General features: G+C 49.3%; 24 protein-coding genes, 1 other RNA gene and 2 pseudogenes. 8 read left to right on the top strand and 19 right to left on the bottom strand.

Features of this window, described 5'->3' with window-relative positions; translation table 11 throughout:
- Position 1 precedes the first annotated feature (1 nt).
- The 5 genes and pseudogenes from ACOTYH_RS09605 to ACOTYH_RS09585 form a co-directional block, all read right to left on the bottom strand.
- Complete coding sequence (locus ACOTYH_RS09605; RefSeq protein WP_017692842.1) at positions 2-901, bottom strand: carbohydrate ABC transporter permease; 900 nt, start codon at positions 899-901, stop codon at positions 2-4.
- A complete protein-coding gene (locus ACOTYH_RS09600) occupies positions 901-1,086 on the bottom strand; it encodes a hypothetical protein (protein ID WP_421637716.1) in 186 nt (61 codons plus the stop codon). The genes ACOTYH_RS09605 and ACOTYH_RS09600 overlap by 1 nt, the downstream gene beginning before the upstream one ends.
- A gap of 108 nt (positions 1,087-1,194) precedes the next feature.
- Positions 1,195-1,824, bottom strand: coding sequence for a hypothetical protein (locus ACOTYH_RS09595; RefSeq protein ID WP_421637715.1), 630 nt, complete (start codon positions 1,822-1,824; stop codon positions 1,195-1,197).
- A 121-nt stretch (positions 1,825-1,945) separates the two neighbouring features.
- Positions 1,946-3,184, bottom strand: coding sequence for a PfkB family carbohydrate kinase (locus ACOTYH_RS09590; RefSeq protein WP_421637714.1), 1,239 nt, complete (start codon positions 3,182-3,184; stop codon positions 1,946-1,948).
- A 709-nt stretch (positions 3,185-3,893) separates the two neighbouring features.
- Positions 3,894-4,134: pseudogene (locus ACOTYH_RS09585) on the bottom strand (hypothetical protein); the annotation flags it as partial.
- A gap of 529 nt (positions 4,135-4,663) precedes the next feature.
- Here ACOTYH_RS09585 and ACOTYH_RS09580 point away from each other — a divergent pair.
- The 5 genes from ACOTYH_RS09580 (at position 4,664) to ACOTYH_RS09560 (ending at position 12,743) form a co-directional block, all read left to right on the top strand.
- A complete protein-coding gene (locus ACOTYH_RS09580) occupies positions 4,664-6,571 on the top strand; it encodes an ABC-three component system protein (protein WP_063162149.1) in 1,908 nt (635 codons plus the stop codon).
- A 1-nt stretch (position 6,572) separates the two neighbouring features.
- A complete protein-coding gene (locus ACOTYH_RS09575; RefSeq protein ID WP_063162150.1) occupies positions 6,573-7,172 on the top strand; it encodes an ABC-three component system middle component 1 in 600 nt (199 codons plus the stop codon).
- Entirely contained in the window at positions 7,169-10,153 is a 2,985-nt protein-coding gene (locus ACOTYH_RS09570) for an AAA family ATPase (protein WP_087760463.1), read from the top strand. Before ACOTYH_RS09575 ends, ACOTYH_RS09570 begins: the two co-directional genes overlap by 4 nt.
- Before the next feature lie 89 nt (positions 10,154-10,242).
- The gene (locus tag ACOTYH_RS09565) at positions 10,243-11,160 is read left to right on the top strand and encodes a hypothetical protein (protein WP_231668802.1); all 918 of its coding nucleotides are present in this window, start codon (positions 10,243-10,245) and stop codon (positions 11,158-11,160) included.
- Positions 11,161-11,381: 221 nt separating this feature from the next.
- Positions 11,382-12,743 carry an anti-phage deoxyguanosine triphosphatase gene (locus ACOTYH_RS09560; RefSeq protein ID WP_421637713.1) on the top strand — a complete coding sequence of 454 codons (1,362 nt, stop codon included), beginning with the start codon at positions 11,382-11,384 and terminating at the stop codon, positions 12,741-12,743.
- Positions 12,744-12,873: 130 nt separating this feature from the next.
- On the opposite strand, the pseudogene ACOTYH_RS09555 reads toward ACOTYH_RS09560, so the two are convergent.
- From ACOTYH_RS09555 to ACOTYH_RS09515, 9 genes and pseudogenes are all read right to left on the bottom strand, one after another.
- Positions 12,874-13,053 (bottom strand): annotated as a pseudogene (locus ACOTYH_RS09555) (type IV toxin-antitoxin system YeeU family antitoxin); the annotation flags it as partial.
- 171 nt (positions 13,054-13,224) lie between these two features.
- Positions 13,225-14,046, bottom strand: a complete 822-nt coding sequence (locus ACOTYH_RS09550) for a DUF932 domain-containing protein (RefSeq protein WP_063162153.1) — start codon at positions 14,044-14,046, stop codon at positions 13,225-13,227.
- A 110-nt stretch (positions 14,047-14,156) separates the two neighbouring features.
- Positions 14,157-14,369, bottom strand: coding sequence for a hypothetical protein (locus tag ACOTYH_RS09545; RefSeq protein WP_063162154.1), 213 nt, complete (start codon positions 14,367-14,369; stop codon positions 14,157-14,159).
- An 80-nt stretch (positions 14,370-14,449) separates the two neighbouring features.
- Entirely contained in the window at positions 14,450-14,809 is a 360-nt protein-coding gene (locus ACOTYH_RS09540; protein WP_063162155.1) for a hypothetical protein, read from the bottom strand.
- A gap of 54 nt (positions 14,810-14,863) precedes the next feature.
- Entirely contained in the window at positions 14,864-15,274 is a 411-nt protein-coding gene (locus ACOTYH_RS09535) for a hypothetical protein (RefSeq protein ID WP_421637765.1), read from the bottom strand.
- Positions 15,275-15,381: 107 nt separating this feature from the next.
- On the bottom strand, positions 15,382-16,059 hold the full coding sequence (locus tag ACOTYH_RS09530) for a helix-turn-helix transcriptional regulator (protein WP_045901451.1): 678 nt from the start codon (positions 16,057-16,059) through the stop codon (positions 15,382-15,384).
- 59 nt (positions 16,060-16,118) lie between these two features.
- A complete protein-coding gene (locus tag ACOTYH_RS09525) occupies positions 16,119-16,847 on the bottom strand; it encodes a DUF3944 domain-containing protein (RefSeq protein ID WP_063162156.1) in 729 nt (242 codons plus the stop codon).
- Positions 16,848-17,451: 604 nt separating this feature from the next.
- Positions 17,452-18,666, bottom strand: a complete 1,215-nt coding sequence (locus ACOTYH_RS09520) for a hypothetical protein (protein ID WP_231668801.1) — start codon at positions 18,664-18,666, stop codon at positions 17,452-17,454.
- Between the two features lie 167 nt (positions 18,667-18,833).
- Positions 18,834-19,067, bottom strand: coding sequence for a helix-turn-helix transcriptional regulator (locus ACOTYH_RS09515; protein ID WP_421637712.1), 234 nt, complete (start codon positions 19,065-19,067; stop codon positions 18,834-18,836).
- Positions 19,068-19,192: 125 nt separating this feature from the next.
- On the opposite strand from ACOTYH_RS09515, the gene ACOTYH_RS09510 reads away from it, so the two are divergent.
- The gene (locus ACOTYH_RS09510; protein ID WP_231668800.1) at positions 19,193-19,915 is read left to right on the top strand and encodes a hypothetical protein; all 723 of its coding nucleotides are present in this window, start codon (positions 19,193-19,195) and stop codon (positions 19,913-19,915) included.
- Between the two features lie 166 nt (positions 19,916-20,081).
- Here the strand turns inward: ACOTYH_RS09510 and ACOTYH_RS09505 are convergent, their stop codons facing one another.
- The 3 genes from ACOTYH_RS09505 to smpB form a co-directional block, all read right to left on the bottom strand.
- Positions 20,082-21,323 (bottom strand): integrase, encoded by a 1,242-nt coding sequence (locus tag ACOTYH_RS09505; RefSeq protein ID WP_231668798.1) that lies wholly within the window; start codon positions 21,321-21,323, stop codon positions 20,082-20,084.
- Positions 21,324-21,527: 204 nt separating this feature from the next.
- Positions 21,528-21,891: a transfer-messenger RNA gene (gene ssrA / locus ACOTYH_RS09500) on the bottom strand.
- An 89-nt stretch (positions 21,892-21,980) separates the two neighbouring features.
- Positions 21,981-22,463 (bottom strand): SsrA-binding protein SmpB, encoded by a 483-nt coding sequence (gene smpB / locus ACOTYH_RS09495; RefSeq protein ID WP_003863115.1) that lies wholly within the window; start codon positions 22,461-22,463, stop codon positions 21,981-21,983.
- A gap of 156 nt (positions 22,464-22,619) precedes the next feature.
- On the opposite strand from smpB, the gene ACOTYH_RS09490 reads away from it, so the two are divergent.
- A complete protein-coding gene (locus ACOTYH_RS09490) occupies positions 22,620-23,057 on the top strand; it encodes a type II toxin-antitoxin system RatA family toxin (RefSeq protein ID WP_003863117.1) in 438 nt (145 codons plus the stop codon).
- Positions 23,047-23,334, top strand: a complete 288-nt coding sequence (locus ACOTYH_RS09485) for an RnfH family protein (RefSeq protein WP_077580378.1) — start codon at positions 23,047-23,049, stop codon at positions 23,332-23,334. The genes ACOTYH_RS09490 and ACOTYH_RS09485 overlap by 11 nt, the downstream gene beginning before the upstream one ends.
- Before the next feature lie 108 nt (positions 23,335-23,442).
- Here the strand turns inward: ACOTYH_RS09485 and bamE are convergent, their stop codons facing one another.
- On the bottom strand, positions 23,443-23,781 hold the full coding sequence (gene bamE, locus ACOTYH_RS09480) for an outer membrane protein assembly factor BamE (RefSeq protein ID WP_003863121.1): 339 nt from the start codon (positions 23,779-23,781) through the stop codon (positions 23,443-23,445).
- Positions 23,782-23,919: 138 nt separating this feature from the next.
- The gene (gene recN / locus ACOTYH_RS09475) at positions 23,920-25,581 is read right to left on the bottom strand and encodes a DNA repair protein RecN (protein WP_421637711.1); all 1,662 of its coding nucleotides are present in this window, start codon (positions 25,579-25,581) and stop codon (positions 23,920-23,922) included.
- Between the last annotated feature and the right edge of the window lie 4 nt (positions 25,582-25,585).

Here is a 25,585-nt window from a genome sequence, read left to right as displayed (position 1 = left end):
GTTAACCCTTCACCGCGCCGGACATGGTCCCTTTGGTGAAGAAGCGCAAAATAATCGGGTAGATGGCAATCAGCGGGGCGATGGTTAAGGTGATCATCCCGGCTTTCAGCGCCTTGATGCTGATCTGGCTGGCATCGGTGTAGTTCGACATGCTTTCGACGCCTACCATCGCCAGCTTATCGCCCTCGACGACAAACTGACGCAGCACCACCTGCAACGGCCATTTGTCCGGGTCGTTGAGGTACACCATGGCGCGGAAAAACTCGTTCCAGTGCAGCACCATGTAAAATAACGTGATCATGGCAATGGACGATTTGGCGACCGGCATAATGACGTACCACAGCGTCTGGAACGGGTTCGCGCCATCGAGTTCGGCGGCTTCCAGCAGCTCCTCCGGGATCTCTTCGAACAGGCGAACCAGAATAATCAGGTACCAGGCGAAGACGGCGCGATACAGGATGACGGACCAGTAGCTGTTCAGTAGCCCCAGCTTTTTCATCACCAGAAAATCGGGGATGATGCCCGGCTCAAAGACGATGGTGAACAGGACAAACATAAACAGCCAGCGGCGTCCCGGCAGGCGTTTTTGCGCCAGCGCCCAGGCCAGCAGCACGGTGAAAACTACGTTGATGATGGTGCCCACCACGGTAATCAGCATTGCATTGCCAAACCCGCGCAGCACGGCTTCGTTGGTCAGCAGCAGCTTCCAGACGTCCAGCGAAAAGCCCTGCGGAATAATTTCCAGGCCGCTCATGCCGGGCACGTTTGCCGGGCTGGAGAAGGATATCGCCACCAGGTTGAGGATCGGTTGTAGCGTCACGACAACCAGCAGCATCAGTACCGAGAGAATGAGCACGTATTCGATGCGCTCAAAAGGGGTGCTTCGTGATGAGATGCGCATTACCAGACTCCTTTACCCGTCAGGCGTTTTGAAACGTTATGTGCCAGCACGATAAGGATCATGCCGATCACGCCTTTGAATAACCCTGCGGCGGTCGCCAGCGAGAACTCCCCGGTGCGCAGGCCCATGCGGTAGACGTAGGTGTCGATGATGTCTATCTGACCGTTCACCACGTCGTTGGTCATGTTGAAGACCTGATCAAAACCCTGGCTCAGGAACAGCCCGACGTTGAGGATAAACAGCGTGGCGATGGTCGGGGTGATAGCGGGCAGGGTGATGTGCCAGATTTTGCGCTAGCGCCCGGCACCATCCATTTCCGCCGCTTCATACAGCTGTGGATCGATGGCGAGGATCGCCGCGATGTAAAGTAATGAATCCCAGCCCGCGCTGCGCCACATTTCAGTGAACACCAGTACCCAGCGGATAGAGCCGCTGTCGGTCATAAAGGGGATCGGATCGTAGCCCATCGATTTAATGATGTCGTTAACCGCGCCATCAACCGGCGAGAGCGTGGCAATCGCGATACTGGCGATCACCACCCAGGAAAGATAATGCGGCAGATAAATCACCGACTGGACAAATTTACGGTAACCGGATGAGCGCACTTCATTGAGCAAGAGCGCCACGATAATGGGAACCGGAAAAATAAAAATCAGCTTCATTGCGCCGATAATCACGGTGTTCTGTATCACCTGCCAGAAAACAGGGGATGACATCAGCGTGGCAAAATACTGCATCCCGACCCAGATATTCGGCGGGATAATACGGTACTGCTCAAACGCAATTTTGGTTTCCCAAATGGGTAAATAGTGCCAGATAAAAAAATAGATAACTCCAGGCAGGGCCATCACGTAGAACGGCCACCACCGGCGTAACGTCTGGCGGCAACGTGCCATGCGGGATAGTGTTTGCTGGTGAGGCATGTTATTTACCTGCGGTATCGCGCCGCCGGGTTTAGATTCTGTCAGGGCTTTCATCGGACATACTCCCATTACTGAAATGGTTGTCGTGAATATAATCTGTGTTTGCAGAAATATGCGTGCGTTAAATTTTCTCGGTGAGAATTTTTTTATCGTTATATTGCGCGAGGCGGGTCAGGACATCTTTATATTCGGGCATATTTGATGCGCCTTCTTTTTCGACGGCCAAAGAGGCGAAAGCACAGGCAAATTTTGCTGCCTGAATAATGGATTCCCCTTTCGCCATCGCGGCGGCGAATGCGCCGTTGAAGGCATCGCCAGCACCGGTGGTATCCACACATACGGCTTTCAGCGCCGGGATATGAATAAATTGCTCACCGTCATAAATAAGCGCGCCTTTCGCTCCCATGGTGATGATGACGTGTCCTACCCCTTTCGCTTTAATGGCTCTGGCGGCTTCCTTCGCGCTGGCAAGGTCCACGATATGAATGCCGGACAGCAATGAGGCCTCAGTCTCGTTTGGGGTCAGAAAGTCCACGTTCTTCAGGCAGCTAACCACATCAGATGACCAGGGGGCAGGGTTCAAAACCACCTTAATCCCGTTACGGCGGGCAATTTCAATGGCCCGAAAGGTAGCGGGTAGATTATTTTCCAGCTGGGTTAAAAAAATATCTGCGTTTTTCACTTCAGGGGTAATCGCTTCAACTTCATCGGCTGTAATGGACCGATTGGCCCCAGGGCTGATGGCAATCATATTTTCACCATCACTTTGACAAACATAAATAAGCGCGGTGCCGGTTTTCTGATCTTTATCCTGATAAAGCGTGAAGCTGTCGATAGCAGAAGATGAAAGATGTTCAAAGGCCATCTGACTAAACTGATCGTTACCCACCTTACCGACAAAATGGGTTTTAACATTGCATTTGCTTACGGCCAGCGCCTGATTGGCGCCTTTGCCGACGGGTCCAATAATGGTATTTTCGGAGAAAATAGATTCTCCGCTTTGCGGGAAACGATCGACATTAGCAATAATATCAACGTTGAATGAACCCAGAATACAGACTTTACCTTTCATCTTTCGCCCTTTATGTCGGGATTTGATCGTTTTTCTTGACTGCGCGGAGTCAAAAAAATGAATGATATTGCTATCTAAATTATTGACTGATTGGGTATGAAAAATACGGCGTTTGATAATTGCCCCACCGTGGCATCGCTCAATGCCGCCTTCCTGCGCTAATAAGTTCAGGTCGCTGCGAATCGTTTCCCTGGTGACGTTAAATACTTTCGCAAGCTGATTCACCGTCGCCCGTTCGTACCTGTTAAGCCAGGTCAAAATTGCATAATGCCGTTCTTTATTGAGCATAAGGTCACCTCTGTAGTTATATTATTGTTTCCTTGTTGTTAATGTTTTGGTGTTGTTCACAGATCGTTCGATAAAACAAAAGGAAACGGAAATATATGAGGTGATAACTATTTAATATCAATTGGTTATGTTGATTGCGTGAAGGGGGGGCGGGCTTTGATTTGCAGTGCGGGGATTTCAATGATGGCATGGGCCATGACGCAACGTTAGATTTTTCTCGGGCGCTTTAGCACGCAGAACATTGGTGTAGGTCTGGGGGGCTGTGGCTGATCCGGCATGAACCGGAATACCTGAACGTATAGCGATAATCGCCGGACTAAGTCGAATGGCTCGGACAACGACAGACACAAAAAAGCCCGCAGGGCTTGCGCCGTGCGGGCTTTCAGGACTTCATCGGATGACTCTGGTATTCACCGATGGAGAATTTTGGTGGGCTGGCGGAGTCTGAATTGGTGCTGTAATTATCTGAAATATTTGATCTAATCTCTGATTCAACTTTGTGATGGTGCCTAATGTAGTGCCTAAAAATATTTTTACCCTTTTTGCCCAGTTTAGAGATGGGGAGTGTGAAGAAGACTGACACAGCTTAAGTTCTCGTTTCCCTCATAGTTCGTCTGGCTTTTAAAATGTCTACCAGCTCATACTGAGTTTGAGTCGTGATGAATTTTCTCCGTCAATAAAAAGCGCCAGCGGCGATGGCTGGCGTATGGGGGAGATGAACAAGGGTCATAACGCGCGCTCCCACATGCAGGCTAGGTCGCAAGAGGACGCGTGTGCACGCGACCACATCGCTAACGTGTGAAACCATACTGGCAGAGGGCATTGCACAACGACGATTTTTTTGCTCCGGTTTTATCCATAATGCCGATTATTGGCTCGTAGGAAGTAAGCTGGTTTATCTGTTGCAGAATACTATCTGATGCCCAGAGTGGTAGACCGGAAAGCGATTGCTACAGTCACTTCAAACCGTCAAATTGTTTCATTACTGCTCCTCTGAAAAGGAATACAAAAAAGCAGAACCGTGAGGCTCCGCCGTTAAGGGGGATGTTCAGGAAGATGATATCTGTCTAAAATTTTTTATAATGCTGGTGTGCGTTTCCACTCGTTGAACTCACAGCACGAAGCGGACCGTCTGAAGGAATGAGGGGGCTGCTATGAGCGATGTAGAGTCATTCGAACCCTGAGAATTACTCTTTGAAGTGATTCAGGGTATCCCCAAAAGTTTAAAGTCATTGAACCCGAGAATGCAGACACCTGCATAACTTCTATCACACCTTACAGAAAGGTAGCGCTGACCACGGGTATGCTACTCAATTTATATTTTATCAAGAGGTTAGCAGCGCTGTAAGCCACAAATAATCATAAAAAACGTTTATTTCTTACTGCAAGATGAAATCAAGCTCCCTATAAAACCCTTGCTAATTCAGTTAGCATATCCGATATTTTTTTAGGGGTAGAAATGCAATAAGGAAAATCTGAATGCTCAGAAGGTTCCGGTTAGAGCGGAAGTCTGATTATGAGAAGCTGGTGATTGCTCAACGTCTGGCAGATATGCTTGAAAATTTCTTGATCGGCAGGCTTACACCTCTTGCAATCGGTGCCGAACAGGGAAGCATTGAGGAGTGGGACGATGTGGTGATTATGTACTCAACAGACCACTACGAGCATTTACAGATTAAACGTCAGTCAACTGACTTTTGTACTAAAAATCCTGATCAGACTAAACAGCCCAAAAGGAAACCCAGAAACGGCTCTGTAGACACCGAACCAACCCCCTCTGTTCTAGACACTGCATTCTCGAGCCTAGCCCGCAACGCTGCATCGGGTAAACTTGACGAAACACCAGACCGCAAGTTCAAACTAATCCTCGTCGGTCTACACCTTTTTATAAAAAACAGTCTCTCCGTTAATCACCTCGAAGAACTTTGTGAACTTTGCCGTCGCCCAGGGCTGAGTCTTGATGATCTTGCCAGCAGACAGGATATTCCAACTCAGAATGCGTACTTATGGCTAACGACCTGGTGTGGATTTAAAGACTGGGACCAGATAAGAGATGTGCTTCGCCGAGTTGAGATCGTTTGTGTAGGTAACGATGCAACACTAAAAGAACGAACGCTTCATTCGCTTGGGCGTAACTTTAGCAATCCGGAACGCACACTGCAGCGTCTGATTAACTACATTGCTACCGAGACAACTGACGTTTCGGCGATAAGATGCCATGACGTTGTCAATGCACTGCGAAGCGAACTTCGGCCTGATACCGTAACTTGGGCTCAGTATCAGTTAAGTGACGGTTCTTCAGCGGCCAGCGGCCCTTGGTCATTAGCTGGTACGCTCGATCTTGCCAATACTACAGTCAGTCCAGCAAAGGCCATTGTCGAACACATGTGGGGGATTAATTCTGCCCCCCGAACACTCAGAGTGTATGCTGCATATTCCCAACCTCCCGTAGCTAATCTCTCTCTTTCCTCAGCGATTGTGCGTATGGCTTTGCATCTGCCAAATGGCATTCAGGTCCTGATGTTAGGTGAATCCATATGGCGAAGCAGCATTGCCCAGGAAATCGGTCACACACTTGGTGGGGCCGAGGATGATTTCAGCGGCTTGCCATGGATTGAGAATACAGAATGTCTAACATGCGCGCAGGATCATGAATTCAATACGTTGCGCACTGTCAGGGAAGAAGCTGAAGCACTCGCCAGAGCTATGGACGATGTGCTATGGCAGCGTCTGCTTCAGCATGTGGCGGACAAACTCGGCACTATCTCCGATCCAGCACTCGCCGATGCTATGGACGCAGTCTGGAATTCATGGTTAGTTGGATTCACGGCTGTACCTGAAAGCCGCCGCAGATTTCTGGACAGGCTTTTGTATCCGAAAACGGAGAATAAAAATGAAAAACATGCGCTTCGCTTGGGACCCCGAACCTTAAGCCTGCTCGTTGATGCAGTGGAAATTTTGTTGTTGGTATCTGTGGGTTTTTCAACTCGCAACAACCACTGGGAATTCTTTGAGGATGGAGGGACAGTAATGAGTATCGCTCTTCAATACTGGTCTGGCCCAGCTAGCGGTCGAACTGGGGTCCGTGAGTTGTCTGATGATCCGTTAATCGACGTGATCGGTCCTGACCCTGATCCTATCATCATCCTGTCTGGCGTGCGGGCACCATCATCAATGTTATTAAATGCAGGAATGGCTGACGACGCTGAGACAGCGACTAGCATGGCGGCTGAGCGTCAGCCACATCTGCTCGTGACCCGATCTGAAATGTATCGCCATTTGAGTAGGGGGACGCTTGAGTCCGTACGCAAATACTTCGGCCAGCAAAGGATAGAAAGGCAACGCGCGCGTGAAGCGGCAATTGATAAGACGACAAAGGGAGCCTGACATGCCGACAATTCAAGAACTCATTACCGCGATAACTCAGCGCGCTGAAGGTCGCTATGAAGTTCATGTACCAGATATGAACGACATGGTTTCACCCTCCATTGATTTCGGCACGGCTGCAGTACGGCTCAAACGTCTCAAACTAGTCAAAGCCGGTTGGCGGACTGTGTTGATTACAGAGTGTCCATATGGTGTGGAATATATCCAGAGCGCCTTCCGATGGGCTGCGGATGTCCGAGACATGCTCGCAGAGCCGCAAACGGTAGATCTTTATATGTTTATGCTCATCAAAGGTATTGAATCTGAAGATGCATCCCGCTTCGAAACAGACGATCGTTTCTGCAGGAAGATAGTGCTCAGAGAGGGGGAAGATATCGACTCCTTCCTTGACCGGAGCTTTCTGGCGTCGTTAACACCCGTGAGTGTGGGGAATGAAATCAACGATCCGCTGCTGGCATCCCTGAGCTCGTTGTGTCAGGTGCACTCTTGGGTTAAACCTCATATTGAACAATGGCGTGAGCTGCTGCTCTCTGAAAAAACAGGCGATGAAGTAGTTCAATCCCTGAAAACTGTGACGTTTGGAGACAAGGGCCGCCAATGAAACAGCTCAAATCTATTACCCTCTCCAATATCCGCCGTTATGGTGCCAACACCAAAATCGAACTCAGCCCGGGAGCAACAATTCTTCTTGCCCCAAATGGCACAGGGAAAACCGCGTTCTTCGAAGCGATTGAATTTAGCCTAACAGGTGGTATCTCGAGACTGGGGGCAAATCTTTCACCCATCATCAGGGACAATCAGTCCTTGGCTAAAGTTATTCTGGATTTCGGTGATGTAAGCGCCTCTGCCCAGGTAACTCCCCAAGGAAATGTAGAAAGGGCGGGTGATCTCAGCCCCATTTTCCCGGAAACGAACGCGGAAGATATCCCTTTTTTACTGAGACTGACCCATTTATTGGATCAGCGCGAGGGAGAATGGCTTGTCAAAGCAGAGGCCAAAATTGCGGGCTCGCAGCTGGAACGTTTACCAATCGGTAAGGACGGATCCCAGGTCAGCACGGCTCTGGGCAGTATTCGCCGAGTCCTGAATGATAAGCTTAAGCATGCAAAGGAGGCAGTTGAGCTTCTCGAAACAGAATATGCGGAATGGCAAAGCCTAGTGCTTGAACGGGATATGGCCGCAACCCAATCTCAGGGCGGTCTGCGCAGTAAAGAAAGCATCGCAGAATCCATCTCGAACATCGCGAAGCAAACTCAGGGCTCAGAGGCATTACCTGCAGGACTATTGGTGCCGCCAGTGGGAGTGGATAGCCTGGAAACCATGCGCGATGCGTTAGAGCAAACAGTACAAGTCAGTCTGAAAAGACTCAGGGAGCAAATTGAAGGGCTTGTGGAGGTGGATGGACTGATTGGCCGTTTCATTGCTGAGCAGACGCGATCAGAACAGCTTGGTCATGAACTTATAGCGGCCAGACAGGCTTTAACGCAAAAACAGCAGGAACGAGCACTTATCGTCGGGACACAAGAGCGACTTCAGCGTGAGTTGCTGCAGGCAGAAGGCGAGCGGGATTTAATTATCCAGCAGCTTAACCGGCTTGACCGGGAGGCGCAAACCAAAGAGGCCCTTAAACAACGCAAGCAGGCCTTGGAAGTGGCTGATAAAGCGTTAAGCGATGCCGAATCTCTAGCCTCAACCTTCCGGAATATACATGAAGGGAGTGAACGGCTCAGTGCCGAGCATGAACTCATCAATAAACAGCGTAAGGCACTGCAGATCATTGATACTGAGCTTTTGGCCGCTCGACAGCTCATCAGGCGCTGGGAGGATAACCTTCAGCACCTTATCTCCATTACCTCAGCCATTACACAGGAAGAATCACAAGAAAAATTACTGCAGGAGCGAGTTGGGCAAGCAACTGTATTAAAGACCAACGCTGAAGCAGAGCTACTGACGTTGAAGCAGGCTCACGAAACGTTAACGTCAACGGCTGATACCATAAGGCAATCTGTTGCATCCATTGCGGCATATTTGCCTAAAGATCGAGGGGACTGTCCTGTCTGTGGCGTAGATCACGGTGCTGCAAGTCTCCATGAAAGAATTACCAAATCATTGGAGGCTATCGATCCGAAAGTTGTCGAGGCTGAACGACGCGTTAAGATTGCATTGGATCAGTTACGCCAGTACGCGGAGGCAGTTACTAATGCCAAAGCTGAACTAGATACGTGCCAGCGTAACATGACTGAATTGAGCTCCCGACAATCTCTTTTAACATCCGAAATCAACCAAATCAAAACGGACATACTTTTAGAAGGTGATACGATTGAATTAGCAAAAGCAGCTATTCAGCGTCGTGACGAGTCAAATGCTTCAGCCAAGCTTCAGCTCGACGAAAAACAGCATAACCTTGCATCTCCTCCTACACCTGAAATGCTTGAAGCGTCAAAAGCAACTCACCAATCGGCGATCCATTCTGTGGATACGGCTCGGGAGGCTCGAGCGGGGGCCCTGGCAAGCCTTGAGCAATCAACAGCCGCATTAGCAGCAATCATTGCAGATGCGCGTCCCTTGAGGACACTGGATGAATTGTCGGCGGCGCAAAGCAAAAATATAGCCCAGCTCAGTGAACTCGAAACGAAAGCTGCGGCAGAGCAATCTGCTTTAAACCGACAACAAATTCAGTTAACCGAAACTAATGACCGACTGACTGGCGTCGAAGAACAGTTTACTGACGCCCAGGCTAAGCTGGCAGCGATCCGCTTCTCATGGCGACAGCTGTCTTTCTCCGGCGATCCCGCGGTCGACGTGGCGAAGAGTAAAGAGACTCAATTACAATCATCTGTTGCCGAGCTATCACGCCAAACAGAACAGTTACAAACGCTCAAAGTCGAAATTGGAGCCTGGTTTAAGCTGGAGCAGAAACGTATAGCGCAAGGCATCATAGATCGTCGTCGTGGCTCCTTATCAGAGGAAGAGTTTGTTGCCAGCCTGCGGCAGCGCATTGAAAACGAAAATTCGAGCCGAATGCAGTTGTTGCAATTATCTCAAGCAATGGAGACGCTCAATACCAAACTGTCTGCCGAAATATCGAATGTGCAAAAACATGTACTGTCGGTCATTCCAAGGTGGCAGTCGCTCCTGAAGCGCGTCGTCAGAGAGCAGCGTTTTACGGGTACCAAACTAGGTTTTCGCAGTATTTACAAAAAGGGGCATGCTGAAGTGTCCGTGCCTTTACATGGAGGAGTTGCTCCGGTCCCGGCGATTGCAAGCGAAGCTCAGTTGACAGATCTGCAGTTGACATTTCTGCTTTCAATGGCGCTTGAACATCAGTGGTCCTCATGGCGCGGCCTGCTGCTGGACGATCCTACGCAGCATCATGATCTAGTCCACGCCGCGTCCGTATTCGACTTGCTGCGTGATTACATCGTTGACCATGGTTTTCAGGTTGTCATCGCAACGCATGATGCCCTTCAGGCGCGTTATTTCATGCGCAAACTGCAAAATGATGGCATTGATGCACGTTTGTGGTCACTCGTTCCAACACCTGAAGGGGTGACGGCATCTGAGATGCGGATAACAAGGTAACCTATATAGCGCTGGGCCAGGTGATAAAGCCGGGCTGTTGGGCTCTCAACCTGTGAAAACTCGAGGGCTGTTCATTTTCGGAGGAAAGGATGGAATCTGCTCGAGACAAACGCACCGGAGAAAAAGTGGATGCTGAAGAGCTCTGGTTGTTGGATATCGTTGATACCAGTGGTTATATCTGCTGGGGATGCGGAATCGAAATGTATCCTTCCGCCTGGCAAAAAGGCAGTAAGAAAAGACCGTCGTTTAATAAAATGCCAGGAAAAGAACACATTAACTGCGATGCTGATGCTGAGAGCACTGTTGTTAAGCAGGGCAAGAAGAAAAGTGTCCGCCATCTCTTGGACAGTGCACCGGGCTTGATGCCAGCAGGGTTAAAGTTGGTTGAAAAACGTCCAGTTGTTGATCCTGACGCAACGGGTAGTGAAAACAATTCGAGCACAACACGTTCTGCATCATCAACATCCAGGAAAGACAATGCACCAACACGGCAATCGCGTCGTCCGGTTAATGCTATTCGTCAGATTTGTAGAGCGTTTATTCACTTCCCGTATGATCGAGGTATGTCACTTCATATACCGGATATTGATGCCGATACTTACATGACTGTCTTTAAAAAACTTAAAGATCCGATTCAGCCCTATCCGGAACTGCGAGTTTTCTACTCACAGTTGTTGTGGCAGAAATTTGAGCAAGATGAGAATCGGATTGTCATTCCGCTTTCGGGAGAATGGGTTAAAGATGAATCTGGAAAGCTCAAGCCTTCTCGAAGTTACAAACTCCATGTGGAATGGAGCGGCTGGTCCCAAGCTAAACGCACAGCACTTAGAAACGAGTTGGAGACCGCCCTGGAAGAAGCGAAGGATGCGGGGAAGAAAAAGCTAAAAGACAGGGCTCAGATTTTCTTCATCGGTAAGCAAAGTACTGAGGACCATGAGGTCTTCTACGTAGCCGATTACAGGCTGATTTGTGCGATCATTGGGCATATCACTTATCCGAGAATTTAAAGTAAAATCAGATTGTTGAGTTGTAACCCTCTAACAGGTTGAGAACCGAAACATACATCTTTAATAAAATTTGCCCTAGTTAATTTGAAACTTCCATCAGTCGAGAGAAATAAAGGATTGAATCTTCCGGTTCACTTTATTTTTAAACGGCACAAACCCAGTTGGGTGACAAAGTTACGTCAGAACACTGTACTGCACAAAGCAAAAACATAAGGAGAAATATGACTCAGAGTAAAATAAACACCTGGGATGAGAGACGAGGCTCCAATAATCCTCGAGAGGAAGAGATCCGATCTGAAGCTCAGCGCGACCTTTCCCGGTTGATTCACTCTTCTCCTTTCCGACGTTTGCAATCCAAAACGCAAGTTCTTGGTCTGGGAGAAAGTGACTTCTACCGCACACGACTGACCCACTCAATGGAAGTCGCGCAAATCGGTTCAGGTCTTCTTGCTAAGCTTAAAATCAAATATAAAGGTAAAGAGGAAGAGCAGTATTTACCAGATAAGGATCTGATGCAGGCAATATGCCTCGCGCATGATATTGGCCATCCCCCATTTGGTCACGGCGGTGAGGTAGCTCTTAACTACTGCATGCTGAATCATGGTGGCTTTGAAGGAAATGGTCAGACGCTGCGCATTCTCTCGAAACTAGATAAGTACACTCAGGAACACGGCTTAGATCCTACCCGCAGACTTCTGCTGGGCGTGCTGAAATATCCGGTTAATTACTCAGCTCTCATGGGTAAAAAAGCCAGTAGTCAGCCCCCTGCCAAAGAGCCGAACTGGCTCTTTAAGTCATCGGATTTTAAACCTCCAAAATGCTACTTAGATTCAGAGAGAGACATCGTAGAATTTGCTCTCTCACCATTTACTAAAGAGGATCGGGAGCTGTTTACTTCCTTTAAACTTGGTAAAACAGAATCCGATCATAAAATAGCTTCTTATAAAGCGCTCGATACAACCATCATGGATCTTGCCGATGAGATTTCCTATTCACTGCACGACTTGGAAGACGCTATTTCTCTCGGAATGGTGACACGAGCGATGTGGATGGAGCATTTTAGTGGACATGAAAAATTATTTACTGATTGCCACGGCATTACATTCTCCGGAACATGCGAATCTGTCTCGGACAGCCTATTTGGTGAAAGTTACAGGCGAAAAGAGTGCATCGGCATGCTGGTTCACCTGATGATCACAAGCGTTGAGCTCAATGTAAAAGATGGAGCATTCGAATGTGGCATGCTCAAATATAATGCGGTCCTTCCGGAAGCACTCGAAGCACTACGGTTGAAAATTTTCATGCTGGTCAAGGACAAAGTGATTAAGCATGAAAATGTACAGTTACTTGAATTTAAAGGACAAAAATTGATTGTCGAGCTGTTCAGTGTGCTTGCTAGCGATCCGTGTCGGTTTTTACCTACCTCAACAAGAGAAGTTTACGAGCGCCAGAGTAGCTTAGGTCAGCAGGAAGGAATGCGAGTCATTTGCGACTATGTTTCCGGGATGACGGATGACTATGCGACCAAGCTTTATGAGAAAATCCTTATTCCACGTAAAGGGTCTATTTTTGACCACCTCTGATGTGCCAAGAATGATGCCTTGAACTCAATTTAAGTATTAACTGCAGCCAAGGCATCTGTCAGGGGGATGTCCAAATCGCCCCATTCGCAATTTGTTCGTACGGCATCAGCAAACGCCCTCATCTGGGCGTTATCAGCCCTTTTGCGTGGAGCGTGATGCAGCGCTGAATGTGGGGCGTGAGTTCGTTGCTGGTCAGCATAAGCTCCATCTGCTTCATCAGTACCGGAAATACCTGGTACAGATGGCGTAAATCTGTGTCGCTGAATGTCCCAGCAATGCTTGAGCAGTCAGCAAGGTAATGCAGGTGGTTACGGGCGTGGCTGTCAGTGCCGGTGCAGAACCGTTATCGCCAGCCTGCAGAGGTCGTTGATGGTTGTCGTTAATATTAATAATGTCGGTCATGTTAATTTTTCCCTATGCATGAATATGTTGAATGGAGCTGTCGGGCCGGGGATTGATTTCGGTGGCGGGGCGCGGGTGATTACCTGCCCAACAGGTCCATCATGTTCTCCGCCATCACCCAGAGCGCACGGTTTAACTTAACGTCGCCATCTATCCCGTTTACTGCGCGTGTATGGGTGCGTTTACCCTGCGCGGTACGGCCACGTAGCCCGCCTTTCAGCAGGTTTTCCTGGATGCGCTGGTAAGTGGTCCACAGGTCATCGCTCTCGTCCTGCCAGCGGCGAGGTGCAAGAATTTGCGATTCAGTCACTGGCTGGCACTCTTCCCCAAAACGATATGTGAGCGCCGCTTTAGCCAGTGCATGTTGTGCGGGTGACGGGAGTTGCACGGACTGCATGGCGTCACGTTTCTCTTCCACCCGCTCAAAGACGCTGAGAACCTCATAGGCCCCCTCAATCACCTTACCGACAACGTCGCCCCTATGTGGCACGCGGATCTCGCCAAACGACTGTCCGCAAACGAGCGAATTGGTGCAAACGCTTCGGAATATCCCTGGTAGTAACTGAAAACTTGATGCGCCATCGTGCGAATTCAGAATTATGATTTCCGGTACCTGCTGACCGTTTATCTGACCGGCACGACGCAGGCGCAGCATATGCTTTGTATGTTCCAGTCGGCTCTGGTCGCGCACTCGTGACTGACAGGCAAAGAATGGCTGGAACCCTTCACGTTTAAGGTTATCCAGCAGGGTAATGGTGGGTATGTAGGTGTACTTTTCGCTTCTGGAGTCGTGCTTGTCTTCCCCAAAGACGCTGGGTACATGCTGCATCAGTTCTTCGCGGGTTAAGGGACGGTCACGGCGAATCTGGTTCACCCGACCAAAACGGCTGGCTAATCGCATAGTTGATTCCTCATCTGATTAATCTGAAGGCATAAAAGCAAAAGCCCCTGCTCCGTGAGGAGGCAGGGGCAGATATGTTGTTCACAGTGGGAGGGATATGGCGGACAGGACTACAGCGTATCCAGAATCTTCAGTATCTGCGCCATCAGGGCGGTGATAAGTGCAGTGACCAGCAACGTGACCGCTTCCCGGGCTGTATCAATACTGCTGTCATCGTAGCCTGCCTGACGCAGGCGAATTTCAATAAACTGCCGGGCCTGATGTCCGCCGCACCAAGCCAGTGCCTGGCTCAGGGCCGTCACCAGCATTTTCAGAAAGGTCATAGGGTTTGCTCCGGGCTGCCTGGCGGCAGCCCTCTGGTGGAGTGAAGATTTCTTTGAGGAAGCTGATACAGGAAAGTGGCTCAGTGGTAGGTGTAACGCCATCCCCCCTTATCAGTGGTGACGACGACTTCTGAAGCAACGCAGTTATTATAAAAATTTACTTTGACGGACTCCCCGTAGCGCAAGGAGGCGGGCAGAATAGTTTCCTTATTGCTGGAATATAGGTACTTCTGGTTATCAATACGACAGTTACCCCGGTTCACATCTATATTTTCAACTTTGATACTGTCATCCAGCGAGGTGACTACGACCGTGACATAGCGTGTTCCGGCAGGATGAACCTGATTACTGGTCTCTACTTTGATGGGCGGCGCTGGCTCTGCCAGCGCCTGGGCTGACAATGTAAGCAGTGCGGATACCAGCATATATTTAAATTTCATAATCTATTCCTTTTAAAAATAACGTCATCAACAGCCGTTAAATTTAGATACAGGCTAGAGTGCATCTTTACCCACGCAGCCGTGTGTCCCGAATGCCGGTAGTACCTTAGCCGCACCGGCCAGCGTGAATGCGGCAGGCTTAACACCGTCTCCTGTCACTGAGACCTGTTTGCCATTACGTAACTGAGCCCAGGCCAGCGCCAGGTTATTACCGCCCACGCGACTGCCAGATTCGCTGATATCAATAAGTGCCCCACCATCGATACTGACCTGAAGGCTTTTATCTTCATCCATACTGACCTGATGTCCGCTTGCGTCAGTAAATATGACCGTGGCCGGTTGCGAGCCATAATCCTCGCAACTCAGAGACAGTTGTGACTGACCTTTCCCTTTGATAACAAACTCTGATACACCCTGTCCCCAACCCCGGGTCCAGGTCCCCTGACTGCCAGATGCCAGCGCCATAACCGGCAGCAGACTGCCAGCCAATACCAGGATGCTGAGTGATACATTTTTCAAGACAAACTCCTTCTGTTAGTAAAACTGCGGTGCAGACGAATGAACATGCGGGTTCATTCCCGGATGAGCCTGCTGATGTACTGAAAATGCGGCAGGGCCTGAATAAATCGCGGGTCTTCAAAAATTCGCCGGATATGATTGCTTCTGGTGAAGCCCCCGATGGTCATAACCACATCGGTGATGGCTGAAAGGGTAAATACCTGAATCCGCTCGCCAGTTATTGCCGTCAGGTACCACTCGCCTTCCAGACAGATAAGCCGGTAAGGGGCAACGGCGGACTGATGGTGTCCGTGGTGCAGAAAATGAATGCGGCGACTGCTGATGATGGCCTGGATAATGACCTGAAAACCGCCAAACAACGCCGGAGCCTGACGGGGTGGCGTATTCCAGATAATGCAGGGGGAGTCTTGGCCGCTGTCGAGCAAGACAGACAACAATTTAGGGTCAAGTGCCGGAAAGTAATGTGCCACCTGGGTTATCTGGGCAAAGCGGATAATGTCGCAGTTAGTGCGAAAGGGGCCCCGTGCATCCCGCAGGCGAAAATTACCCCCGGAATATTCCGTGTCGATATAGCGCAGTCGTTCACGCAGGTCGCGCTGCACGGTACGCTCAGAGACGCCAAACTCCTGAGCAAGTTGCCTGACACTGAGCGTTTCTCCCATAAAGAGGCGGCTGACCAGTATGGCGAGACGGCTTGCCAGGCGGTCATAGCGTTGTTCCTGTTCAGACATGAGGGATGCTTCCTGCGCAAATAGCAGCCCTGTCGGGCTGGTGGTTAAGTAAAAAGATGTTAACGGGAAAGGTGCTGCTGTCTCAGCCAGGACACGATGATGCATGCGGGTATCGTGACCCGATAAGCCGGACCGGCGATGTCGGAAATCATCCACGCTGAACTCAGGGCGATGGCAAGAGGACCAGCCAGAACGGAAAGAGCACGTGAAGCAACCACAACAGTTCCCCAAGTGGCAATACCGCCTAGGGAGGTGATGACACTAGCAGACAACATCGTTGCCAGCTCGAGCGCAGCCAGCGAGGAAGTCCGGATGGCGGCCTGAACGGCGATAAGAATGAGTTGTGGCGTGGGGTTTGTCAGATCCAGATGCATATTGTGGGAGAAAGCAGCCAGCTCTTCCGGTGACATCTGATCCAAGCTTTTTTCCAGAACCTTCATCAACAGAGCAAGCTCAATGGTTTCGGTAGTACTTTTCTGGTTGTAATTCACATCAAGCTTGTCACAGACATCAACGAGAATTTCCCGATAGGTCACGCCTTGCCCCAGCCGGACCAGACTCGCCAGGGTATTCGCGCCGTAGCGCTGAAGCTCAGCGGCTATCAGTTGCCAGTAGCGGCGATGGTCTGGTGCCAGCAGACGAAACTCCGGGGTTCCGGTAAGACTCTCTGTCCAACGAGTGTCGCCGTCTCGTGGGTCAGTGGTCAGGATGGAAATCAGCAATTGCAGTTCTTCATTGCTGCATTGGCCCAGCAGATTCAAATCAGGGTCATTACGGTAGACAGCCATTATCTATCCTCAGTCAGTGTGATGTGAGGTCACACTGTAAAAGGGGCTATTGCACGGATGTGTCGTCAAAAATGGTTAATATATGCTCTATAGAAAGATATACGGACAGGGTGTGGCTGGAAAAATATGGGAGGAACCAAACAGCCATAACGATTTTTATCGTGCCTGAGTGTTATCAATATAATGATAATGGCTAGTGAGTTTGTTTTTTTTGCTGCTTTAGAGTGATTATATATTTCCCAAATATTAATGAGCTTACATTTTTTCTTTTGTAGCGTGTTGTTTCGTAGTGTTTGGTAATCGATGTCTTCCACTTTGATGGCTAACGACAATTTTAATTTTAGTACTATAGATTATTTGTGGAGGAGTGATTGAAGTATAAAAGAGAGGTCTTGCTGAGTAAGGCTTCAGGAAGGTATCCGTTTGGAACGTAATAGGTAAGGTGGCAAAGTGTATGATGGTGCCACCTTTCTAATATGTTAAATCTGACCTCTTTGCGTTAACAATAGGCCGGTTTTTTCCATTTTTTAGTTGAAAGAAAGCCGGATTTAGCTGACTTTAGCTGTCCCAGGTAAGGTGCCAGATGCTAGTGCGCAACTTACCATTAGAAGTGATGTGGTATGATTAAAACCCCATGTTTGTCCAAAGGCGGCACTGTGAAAAATGAATTGTAAAATAAAATACACGACTCCTGATTGTGTAAGTCTATTTGGAAATAGCGGGATACATACCGTTCCAGAATGTTTTGATAATAATTATGGTTTAATTTTTCTTTGTTCCTGGCTCGTTCAATTATGTCTTCGTGCAGACTTGAAAATACCTCAATTAAGTCATCCTTATCCCCATTTAACATGGCATGAAAAGCAGCAGCAGCAAATAACTCATTTGCAGGACCTGCAGACAGCCAGTGACTGCTTTCAATAGAATTAATGGACTCCCTCAAACGCCAGAGACCCAAGCGCATTGCCTGATCGTTTAAAAGTTTCAGTAATGGTGGGTAAGCATAAATGTCCGTACCAAACAGCCTGCGTGGTACACTCAGATCTGCAAAGGTCACATGTTTTACAGAGGCTAGCGCTTCCTGTATTTTATCCTGACCATATTGCATAGTGAGCGCCTTTAATAACGTCGATTTTACAGGCAGGGGAGAACCTGCCGCTTTTATGCCGCTGAACGTTCCTCGGGTTTTGCTCACGGGAATAGTGTCCTTCATCATCCTGTTAATCAACGCAGGGGCAATAATGATGTTATCCGCTGTATTGGCCCCCCCTTTGGAATTCGGATATATGTGACATAACTCCAGCTCCAGCCAGGGTATCAGGCGTTTAATAACCTGCCCCTGTGAATCAATAACCCTTTGCCCATTTAGAGTATTGTAAGCTTTCTGGTAGTCTGCTTTGCGCTGGTACAACCGGATGAGATCAGCAATGTCATCAGGGCTGGTGATACTTCCCAGCCCGAGGGGATTATTCTTTAGCTTGGACTCTACGTTGATCCAGTAAGAATGTTTTACCAGACTGACAATGGCATCGTCATCTATGAGCCTTCTATCTTTATTACGATGCCCAATACAACAATACCGTTGATTGCGAGTACCAGACAGGCTAATACCACAGGGCGGGTACTGACACGTCAGATTCCACCTTTGCGCTCTTTTAGCTGCTTTAGAAAGCTTACCCTGATAATGTACAGAACATAAGCGGAATTTACGCTCATCAGGTAATTCACCAATTGAGAGCGTACAGTTATTTCTTTTACAAATAGCCATAATAAGACTCTTATCACAGTTAATCATGTTGCATGATAAATAAATAGCCACTCATTAATCATGATCATAATTGATGGCATTTTTTAATATATTGTTAGTAATTAAGGTGTTTATGTCTCAAATGAAGCTGAAATATACTAGTGGTGTAATAATAAATTAATTGTTAGTGCTCTTTTTATCACGTGTCATTGCTAAGTGGACAGCAGATAACGCTGCATTTATGGTCGTTCGGCAATAGTAGTTGATGATGCCAGATGACGTTTCAGCAACCAATCATCCAGTTCAGACTCAAGCCAGCCGACAGATTGCATGCCTAGGCGACGTTGTTTAGGGAATGTGGCGTCGTATCGTGGTGACTTGGGGTTAATCCAGTCGTAGATGGTAGAACGGGCTACGCCTATCTTGTTGACAACACTAGACATACGCAGGATTTTAATGTGTTGAGTTTTCATACCGATTTGTTCCTTGTTGGCCCTGTATGGATGGGGCTAACTTTACCGAGAGGGCAAAATGGGATCCAGATATGTACCAAAAGTAAAAAAAAACTGTGGAATGTGACGTTTTAAGCGAGGTTGGGATGACAGACGATAGTGTTCTGGATGGCATTTTTGATTCACTAAAGAGCGAAGCTGAGCGTTTTATATCGTGCTACAGCGGTAGTGATGATGATGATGTCAGTAGTTACAATGAACTCCGTGACCGGTGCGAGAGAAAAGCAAAAGAAAAAATTAATAAATTCAAGGAGGAAGGCTGCCACATCATGGATGATGATTTTGAATGCATGCTTTACGATGCTAATTTTTCTGCACAATGGAATGGAAAGTTTGGAACGTATCTTGCCATTGCATTCTTCTTTTACCACTGGGGGCAGTATTGTTATTCCTCTGGGCACCGGCGTGAAGGATTGCTATTTATGGCAAGAGCAGCTGGTTGTGGTGGAGTCTGGCAGGGGGCTGGGCTATACGCTGACCGTGTAGAGACTGCTGAATTGGCGTTAAAGAAAAAGCAAGATCATGGAAAGAAGGGAGGAGAGGCTACAGGCTCGGCTTTAGCACCCGCACGGGATGAGTTGAAGCGGTTGCTTAAAATAAACTGCCCGGCAGAAGGATGGAAAACTAAAACTGCAGCAATCGGTGCCGTTGTAGATCAACTTGAGGTTTTTGTTAAAAAACAAAAAATAAATTTGAAAACCGATAATCTTGATAATGCCATATTAACATGGTGTAAGAGATATGATGATTTACGAGACGTATTGGAGAGTTCTTTAAAAAAGAACATGAAAAATAACCGCGTGGATTGATTTTACCCATATGGACATTGGCATTGTGGTGAAGGAGTACATTTAAACAGCCGAAACCGGTAAGTATCCACCTATAAGCAACTCGCTTTTAAAAGATGGAATCAATGCCGCCTTCACAGAAGGCGGCATTTTAACTAAACTATAATTTAACATCATCGTATGTTTTCTACCCAACGAGCCGCATTCCTTTTATCCCCACCTCAATGATAGTTCCGCGATCTGCAGCCATCACGAAGTCAGCCCACCATTGCATCATAGGTCGCCGCTGTTCCAGATAATCGCTGCGATTATAAGCGCGACGAACCTCATTCTTATCCACGTGGGCCAGTGCAGCTTCAATAACATCAGGCGGAAAGCCTTGCTCGTTGAGGGCTGTACTGGCAATAGATCTAAGACCGTGTGAAACGAGCACCCCACCAAAACCTGCGCGTTTGAGCGATGCGTTAACTGTCTGGCTGTTCATCGGCTGGTTAGGCTTGATGCGGCTGGGAAAGATAAATTCTCGATTTCCACTCAACGGCTTCATCATCTCCAGTATTGCAATTGCTTCATCTGACAATGGAACAGTATGGTCGCGGTTCATTTTCATGCGTGCTGCAGGAATCTTCCACTCCCGCGCTTCTATGTCTACTTCTTCCCAGCGAGCTTCAGCCGCTTCGGCAGGGCGGGTAATAGTAAGAAGTTGCCACATGAATAGGCAGCGTGTGGAAAGGCTAATGCTGGCTGTTCGCATTGTCTGCATCAGTTGAGGTAGCTCATCCGGTCGAATGCTGGGCATGTTCTTTTTCTGAGGCTTCTCGAAGGCTTTACCGATATTAACGCTGGGAACAGCATCAATCAGCCCTGTGTTTTGTGCATAGATCATGACCTCATTAATGCGTTGGCACAGGCGACGAACGGTTTCCAGTGCTCCTCTGGCCTGAACCGGTTGGACGGCCTGAACCAGCGTGTGAGCTTTAATATCTGTAACGCTAACGTCGCCAATTGCAGGAAAGACATCTCTTTCAAGAGAGCGCCAGATATCGTCGGCATAGTCCTCTGTCACACTGGCTTTCTTCACATTCCACCAACGTTCAGCTACGAGTTGGAAAGTATTGGTTTTAGCTTCCAGTGAGCTGCGTAGTTGTTCTTGCTGATGTTCCTGAGGGTCGATTTGTTTCGCCAGAAGAGAACGAGACTCTGCGCGATAGTTTCTGGCATCGGCAAGCGTAACTGACGGGTAGGGGCCAATGCTCTTTTTCGCTCGTTTCTTGGTGACGGGGCGAATGTAGCGGAATTGCCAGATTTTACTCCCGCTGGATTTGATCAGTAGCTCAAGGCCATCGCCATCATAGAGAACGTAGTCCGCTTCCTTGGGTTTAGCAGATTCGATTTCTTTAACGGATAGGGGTTTGGTTTGTCTTGCCATTGCCGGGTTTCCATAGTTTTAGGCACCTCAAAAACAATAAAGCTTTATAAGGTGCCTAACAAGGTGCCTAAAAGGTTCGGATTTAATTAGTTGGCATCAGACTTCGCGGGACAAATTCAAGGCACAAAAAAGCCCGCAGGGCTTGCGCCGTGCGGGCTTTCAGGACTTCATCGGATGACTCTGGTAATCACCGATGGAGAATTTTGGTGGAGCTGGCGGGAGTTGAACCCGCGTCCGAAATTTCTACATCCTCGGTACTACATGCTTAGTTTGTCTTTACATTCGCACGCCAGCTGCGGACAAACACGCCACTGACGAACTAGCCTGATTAGTTTTAACGCTTCAACCCCAGGCAGGGTTTCCACGCGATCTCTTTTGGGTTTGACCTCTCTTTGATCCCCGTCTTAAGAGCGGAAGCTAGGGAGAGAGGGCTCTTAGCAGGTTATTAAGCTGCTAAAGCGTAGTTTTCGTCGTTTGCGACTATTTTTTTGCGGCTTTTAACGAGGCAAACCGCCCCTCGGCATGCACCTTGGGTTTCGCAAATCCCGTCGAATCCAGAATCAGCCCCAATAGTGTTGAACTCAGTATACCAGATTTTACTTCCTCGACACCAGCCCGAAACGCTAACTTATTGAATAGTACAATAAGTGCGCAGAATCAACGTCCTGCGTTTTTCATGATACGTGCTTTGTCGAGCTGCCACTCGCGTGCTTTCAGGTCAGTACGTTTGTCGTGCTGTTTCTTACCTTTCGCCACGCCGATTTTCACTTTGCACCAGGCATTTTTCCAGTACAAAGAGAGCGCCACCACGGTGAAGCCTTCGCGGTTGATGCGTCCGTAGAGGGATTCCAGTTCGCGCTTGTTCAGCAGCAGCTTCCGGGTGCGGGTAGGATCGCAGACGTAATGTGAAGAGGCGACGGTCAGCGGCGTAAAGTTCGCGCCGAACAGGAAGGCCTCACCGTCTTTCAGGATCACGTAGCTGTCGCCGATATTGGCTTTCCCGGCACGCAGCGATTTTACTTCCCAGCCCTGCAACGCAAGGCCGGCCTCGAATTCTTCTTCGATGAAATACTCGTGGCGAGCACGCTTGTTAAGCGCAATGGTCGCCGAACCAGGTTTATGTGCTTTTTTCTTCGTCATAAGTGTCGTAAAGCCGTCGGTAATCTGATTTTAAAAAGTCACCTCATTGCGTCCTGTGAGGTCTAACGCGCTATCTTAGCACGAGATAAGGCTTAGCGTTTTTTTAACAGGTGATAAATGTTATTATTTGTCTGTTGTGTGACCATGGAAAATGCTATGCCTCAGATTAGCCGTACCGCGCTTGTTCCCTACAGCGCGGAACAAATGTATCAGTTAGTGAACGACGTTCAGTCCTATCCGGAATTTATTCCGGGATGCACCGGTAGCCGGGTGCTGGAATCCGGCCCGACGCAGATGACTGCGGCCGTGGATGTCTCCAAAGCGGGGATCAGCAAAACGTTCACCACGCGCAATACCCTGACGAGCAATCAGAGTATTTTGATGCATCTGGTGGATGGTCCGTTTAAAAAACTGATGGGGGGGTGGAAGTTTACGCCGCTGAGCGCTGACGCCTGCCGCATTGAGTTTCATCTGGATTTTGAATTTACCAATAAGCTGATCGAACTGGCGTTTGGCCGTATCTTTAAAGAGCTGGCCTCGAATATGGTTCAGGCGTTCACCACGCGCGCCAAAGAGGTTTACAGTGTCGCATAAGATTGCTGTTGAGGTGGTGTATGCGCTGCCGGAGAAGCAGTATTTGCAGCGCATGATGCTTGAAGAGGGTGCCACCGTTGAGGCGGCTATCCGGGCCTCCGGCATCCTTGAACTTCGCCGTGATATTGACCTGGCGAAGAATAAAGTCGGCATTTATAGCCGTCCGGTAAAGCTTGCTGATACGCTGAAGGATGGCGATCGGGTTGAGATTTATCGCCCGCTGATTGCTGACCCGAAAGAGCTGCGCCGTCAGCGAGCGGAGAAATCGGGTAAGTAACGCTTTCTCCCCCGGTGGCGCTTCGCTTACCGGGACTACGATTCTGCGTAAGAATTCAGATACAAAAAAGGTGCTCAATGAGCACCTTTTTGCGTTGCTGACGCCTGATTATTTGGTCAGGGCAGGCTTGTTGTCGATGTTGGTCAGCACGCCGGCACTGCTGAAGGTCAGCGTCAGGGTTTGCTGGGTCACATCTTCATGACCAGGCTGCTGGCGGAATACATAGAACCAGGTGTTTGTGCCGAACGGATCGGACATCATCGGGGTTCCCAGGGCATAAGCGACCTGCTGTTGTGTCATACCCACGCGGATTTTGGACACATCGTTAGGGGTAAGGTAGTTCCCCTGGTTGATGTCAGGACGGTAAACCACTTTCTCCAGAGTGGAACAGCCTGCGGTCAACATCAGAAGAACCGCTGCGGCAGCGGTCAGCGTTTTACAGCGCATAGTGATTTGATTCCTTTTCGGGCCCGAGCAGTACGCGGCTCATATGTAATATGCCGATGATAATAGACCTTGCCCCACTTTGAAACCGGTCTGGCGGCGTTTTTGTTGTTCTGTATGACCCTGAGATCCCGAAAAAGTTTATGCCGCCAGCAGTTCTTTCGCATTCGCAAGCGTATTGCGGGTGACTTCACTGCCGCCGAGCAGGCGTGCCAGCTCCTGCAAGCGTGAGCGTTTATCCAGCTGCTTCATGTGCGTTTCCGTCATTTCGCCATCGGTTTCCTTGCTGACGATAAAGTGGTGATGACCACAACCGGCGACCTGCGGCAGGTGAGTCACACACATGACCTGCGTCGATTCACCTAACTGACGCAGCAGTTTGCCGACAACGGCCGCGGTCGGGCCGCTGATACCCACATCCACTTCGTCGAAAATCAACGCCGGGGTTTCCATTTTACGGGCGGTAATCACCTGAATGGCCAGGGCGATACGCGACAGTTCACCGCCGGAAGCCACTTTCGAAATCGCCTGCAAAGGCTGGCCCGGGTTGGTGGTGACGCGGAATTCTACGCGATCTGCGCCTTCCGCCGTCAGGTGATTCTCTTCAAAGCGAACATCTATGGTGAACACCCCATGCGGCATCGCCAGCGTATGCATGCTGTCGGTAATGTGCTGGCTAAGCTCCAGCGCATAGTGTTGCCGCACGTCATGCAGCCGTTTCGCCGTTTCCAGCGCCTGCTGATGATGCAGATTAACCGCCAGAGACAAGGTTTCAAGGGAATCGGCCTGATCGTCCAGCTGCTGCTGTTCCTCCAGCAGAGACTGATAGTAATTCGGCAGCTCTTCCGGGGTTACGTGATGCTTACGCGCCAGTGAAATCTGACGGGAGATGCGTTGCTCAAGTTCGAACAGACGGTTCGGGTCGAGATCCAGACGTTCACAGTAGTGGCGCAGTTCATCCCCGGCTTCTGAAATCTGAATCGCGGCCTCTTCCAGCATTTCCAGTACGCCAGAAAGCTTATTGTCCATGCCGGTCAGTTCGGTCACAAGCTGACGCACGTTATACAGCTGGCTCTGCAAATTCACGTCTTCGCCATCCGCCAGCATATTAAGGGCAGTCTGGCTGGTGGAAAGCAGCTGACCGCTGTTGGCCAGACGTTTGTACTCTTCGTCGATTTGCTCAAATTCACCCGCCTGCGGGTTAAATTCGTTCAGCTCTTTCAGCTGATATTCCAGCAGCTCGGCGCGCGCGGTACGCTCCTGGCTTTGCTGCTGATGCTGCGCAAGTTCGCGGCAGCTTTGATGCCACTGACGATAGTGCTCCGCCATGAGTTGAGTAAGCGCGTACTCACCTGCGTAGCCATCAAGCAGGGCTTTCTGCTGTTCGGGTTTGATTAACTGCTGGTGCGCATGCTGACCATGGATCTGGATGAGCAGCTGGCCCAGCTCGCGAAGCTGGGAAAGGGGAACCGCTGTACCATTGATAAAACCGCGGGAGCGGCCATCGCTGCTGATGACGCGGCGAAGTAAACACTCACGTCCGTCTTCGAGCTGGTTCGCTTCCAGCCAGCGCAGGGCGGCAGGTGTGTCTTTCAACGAGAAGCGGGCGCAGAGATCGGCACGGGCGGCGCCTGTGCGCACCATATCCCCCTCAGCACGACCGCCGAGGCACAAGCCGAGGGCATCAATGGCAATGGATTTACCTGCACCGGTTTCTCCGGTAATCGCCGTCATTCCGCTATGGAAGTCGATCTCAAGCTCACGAACAATGGCAAAGTTGCTGATGGTCAGTTGTGCCAGCATAATT

Origin of the sequence: Enterobacter cloacae complex sp. SHL001 (assembly GCF_049236825.1) — a bacterium.
GTDB lineage: Bacteria > Pseudomonadota > Gammaproteobacteria > Enterobacterales > Enterobacteriaceae > Enterobacter > Enterobacter hormaechei_C.
This window is presented reverse-complemented; position numbering and strand designations above follow the sequence as displayed.

Coding starts and splice junctions, on each gene's coding strand:
- ACOTYH_RS09590 (WP_421637714.1), bottom strand. CDS start 3,184: ATGCTCAATAAAGAACGGCATTATGCAATTTTGACCTGGCTTAACAGG.
- ACOTYH_RS09570 (WP_087760463.1), top strand. CDS start 7,169: ATGAAACAGCTCAAATCTATTACCCTCTCCAATATCCGCCGTTATGGT.
- ACOTYH_RS09515 (WP_421637712.1), bottom strand. CDS start 19,067: ATGAAAACTCAACACATTAAAATCCTGCGTATGTCTAGTGTTGTCAAC.
- ACOTYH_RS09560 (WP_421637713.1), top strand. CDS start 11,382: ATGACTCAGAGTAAAATAAACACCTGGGATGAGAGACGAGGCTCCAAT.
- bamE (WP_003863121.1), bottom strand. CDS start 23,781: ATGCGCTGTAAAACGCTGACCGCTGCCGCAGCGGTTCTTCTGATGTTG.
- ACOTYH_RS09565 (WP_231668802.1), top strand. CDS start 10,243: ATGGAATCTGCTCGAGACAAACGCACCGGAGAAAAAGTGGATGCTGAA.
- ACOTYH_RS09595 (WP_421637715.1), bottom strand. CDS start 1,824: ATGCCTCACCAGCAAACACTATCCCGCATGGCACGTTGCCGCCAGACG.
- ACOTYH_RS09605 (WP_017692842.1), bottom strand. CDS start 901: ATGCGCATCTCATCACGAAGCACCCCTTTTGAGCGCATCGAATACGTG.
- smpB (WP_003863115.1), bottom strand. CDS start 22,463: ATGACGAAGAAAAAAGCACATAAACCTGGTTCGGCGACCATTGCGCTT.
- ACOTYH_RS09540 (WP_063162155.1), bottom strand. CDS start 14,809: ATGAAATTTAAATATATGCTGGTATCCGCACTGCTTACATTGTCAGCC.
- ACOTYH_RS09550 (WP_063162153.1), bottom strand. CDS start 14,046: ATGCGATTAGCCAGCCGTTTTGGTCGGGTGAACCAGATTCGCCGTGAC.
- ACOTYH_RS09530 (WP_045901451.1), bottom strand. CDS start 16,059: ATGTCTGAACAGGAACAACGCTATGACCGCCTGGCAAGCCGTCTCGCC.
- ACOTYH_RS09545 (WP_063162154.1), bottom strand. CDS start 14,369: ATGACCTTTCTGAAAATGCTGGTGACGGCCCTGAGCCAGGCACTGGCT.
- ACOTYH_RS09575 (WP_063162150.1), top strand. CDS start 6,573: ATGCCGACAATTCAAGAACTCATTACCGCGATAACTCAGCGCGCTGAA.
- ACOTYH_RS09535 (WP_421637765.1), bottom strand. CDS start 15,274: ATGGCGCTGGCATCTGGCAGTCAGGGGACCTGGACCCGGGGTTGGGGA.
- ACOTYH_RS09580 (WP_063162149.1), top strand. CDS start 4,664: ATGCTCAGAAGGTTCCGGTTAGAGCGGAAGTCTGATTATGAGAAGCTG.
- ACOTYH_RS09525 (WP_063162156.1), bottom strand. CDS start 16,847: ATGGCTGTCTACCGTAATGACCCTGATTTGAATCTGCTGGGCCAATGC.
- ACOTYH_RS09600 (WP_421637716.1), bottom strand. CDS start 1,086: ATGACCAACGACGTGGTGAACGGTCAGATAGACATCATCGACACCTAC.
- ACOTYH_RS09490 (WP_003863117.1), top strand. CDS start 22,620: ATGCCTCAGATTAGCCGTACCGCGCTTGTTCCCTACAGCGCGGAACAA.
- ACOTYH_RS09505 (WP_231668798.1), bottom strand. CDS start 21,323: ATGGCAAGACAAACCAAACCCCTATCCGTTAAAGAAATCGAATCTGCT.
- ACOTYH_RS09510 (WP_231668800.1), top strand. CDS start 19,193: ATGACAGACGATAGTGTTCTGGATGGCATTTTTGATTCACTAAAGAGC.
- recN (WP_421637711.1), bottom strand. CDS start 25,581: ATGCTGGCACAACTGACCATCAGCAACTTTGCCATTGTTCGTGAGCTT.